Origin of the sequence: Frisingicoccus sp. (assembly GCA_016298055.1) — a bacterium.
In the GTDB taxonomy this organism is placed as follows: domain Bacteria; phylum Bacillota; class Clostridia; order Lachnospirales; family Lachnospiraceae; genus Frisingicoccus.
Genome location: JAEDDO010000277.1, coordinates 1 through 2,045 on the forward strand (window position 1 = coordinate 1; position 2,045 = coordinate 2,045).

A 2,045-nucleotide genomic window follows, 5' to 3' on the forward strand; every position below is an offset into this window, starting at 1 on the left:
TTTACAATTCTATTTGTTACTTTTTCAAGTACTTCCCATGGAATTTTTGCAGATTCTGCTGTCATGAAATCGCTTGTTGTAACCGCTCTAAGAGCAACTGCATAGTCATAAGTTCTCTCATCACCCATAACACCTACAGAACGCATATTGGTAAGACCTGCGAAATACTGACCGAGATTTTTGTCAACACCAGCTTTTGCGATTTCTTCACGGTAAATATAATCTGCTTCCTGTACGATGCGAACTTTTTCTGCTGTAACTTCACCGATAATGCGGATACCAAGACCCGGGCCCGGGAATGGCTGACGACTTACAAGGTATTCCGGAATACCAAGTTCACGTCCGGCATTACGAACTTCATCCTTAAAGAGAAGGCGAAGCGGCTCTACGATCTCTTTAAAATCTACATAATCCGGAAGTCCTCCAACATTGTGATGAGATTTGATAACCGCAGATTTTCCGAGACCGGATTCGATAACGTCCGGATAAATTGTTCCCTGAACAAGGAAATCAACAGCTCCGATCTTCTTAGCTTCTTCTTCAAATACACGGATAAATTCTTCACCGATAATCTTACGTTTCTGTTCCGGTTCAACGACACCTGCTAATTTACTGTAAAAACGTTCCTGTGCGTTGACACGGATAAAGTTAAGGTCATATGGGCCTTCCGGTCCGAATACAGCTTCAACTTCGTCACCTTCATTTTTACGAAGTAAACCGTGATCGACAAATACGCATGTAAGCTGTTTTCCGACAGCCTTTGCAAGCATAACAGCCGCAACAGAAGAATCCACACCGCCGGATAAAGCGCAAAGTACTTTACCGCTGCCGATTTTTTCACGAAGCTGCAGGATACTTGTTTCAACAAAGGAATCCATCTTCCAGTCACCTGTACATTCACAAACTTTGTATACAAAGTTTGAAAGCATCGTCATACCTTCCTGAGTATGCATAACTTCTGGATGGAACTGAGTTGCGTAAAGTTTTTTCTCTGGACATTCCATCGCAGCTACCGGACATACTGGTGTATGCGCAACAACTTTAAAATCAGATGGAGCTGCTGAAATATAATCTGTATGGCTCATCCAGCAAATAGTTTTTGGAGATACTCCTTCAAAAAGTACAGATGATGTATCAACGTCGACTTCTGTTTTTCCATATTCACTGACAGGTGCTGTTTCAACATTTCCTCCTAAAGTATATGCCATTAACTGAGAACCATAGCATATACCAAGGATCGGCACTCCAAGTTCAAAGATTTCCTTCTGATATCTTGGTGAATCCTCACCGTAAACACTGTTTGGTCCGCCAGTGAAAATAATTCCCTTTGGATTTAATGCTTTAATCTCTTCAAGAGACATTGTATGTGGATGAACTTCACAATACACATGACATTCTCTGACACGTCTTGCAATTAACTGGTTGTACTGTCCTCCGAAGTCAAGTACAATAATCATTTCTCGACTCATGATTTTTCCTCCTGTACTATCTTTACTCGTCAAATTTTAAAAATAATGCTCCTCTATCTTACACCATTTTTTTTCTGAATACTAGATTTTTTTATCCCGCTCTAAATATTTTTTTACATATTTTCCGGTATAAGAGATTGGTGATTCGGCAATTTCCTCCGGTGTTCCCTGGGCAATGACAGTTCCGCCTCGTGCTCCGCCGTCCGGACCGATATCAATAATATAGTCTGCTGTCTTTATTACATCAAGATTATGCTCAATAACAACGACTGTATTACCTCCATCTGTCAGACGATGCAGAATTTCAATTAATTTATGCACATCCGCAAAATGGAGTCCGGTTGTCGGTTCATCAAGAATATAAATGGTTTTTCCTGTACTTCTTCGGCTAAGCTCTGTCGCAAGTTTCACTCTCTGAGCTTCACCTCCGGAAAGTGTTGTTGACGGCTGTCCAAGTCTTACATAGGAGAGCCCCACATCATTCAATGTTTCCATTTTCCTTCGAATGGACGGTACATTTTCAAAAAATGTCAACGCCTCTTCCACTGTCATATTTAAAACGTCATAAATATTTTT

Annotated in this window: 2 protein-coding genes; both read right to left on the reverse strand. The window is 40.7% G+C overall.

The window, feature by feature from the left end; translation table 11 throughout:
* On the reverse strand, positions 1 to 1,469 hold a 1,469-nt coding region (guaA, locus tag QZZ35_RS11545; protein ID WP_291237536.1), incomplete at its 3' end, for a glutamine-hydrolyzing GMP synthase.
* 81 nt (positions 1,470 to 1,550) lie between these two features.
* The coding region (locus tag QZZ35_RS11550; protein WP_291237537.1) for an ATP-binding cassette domain-containing protein at positions 1,551 to 2,045 on the reverse strand (495 nt) is incomplete at its 5' end.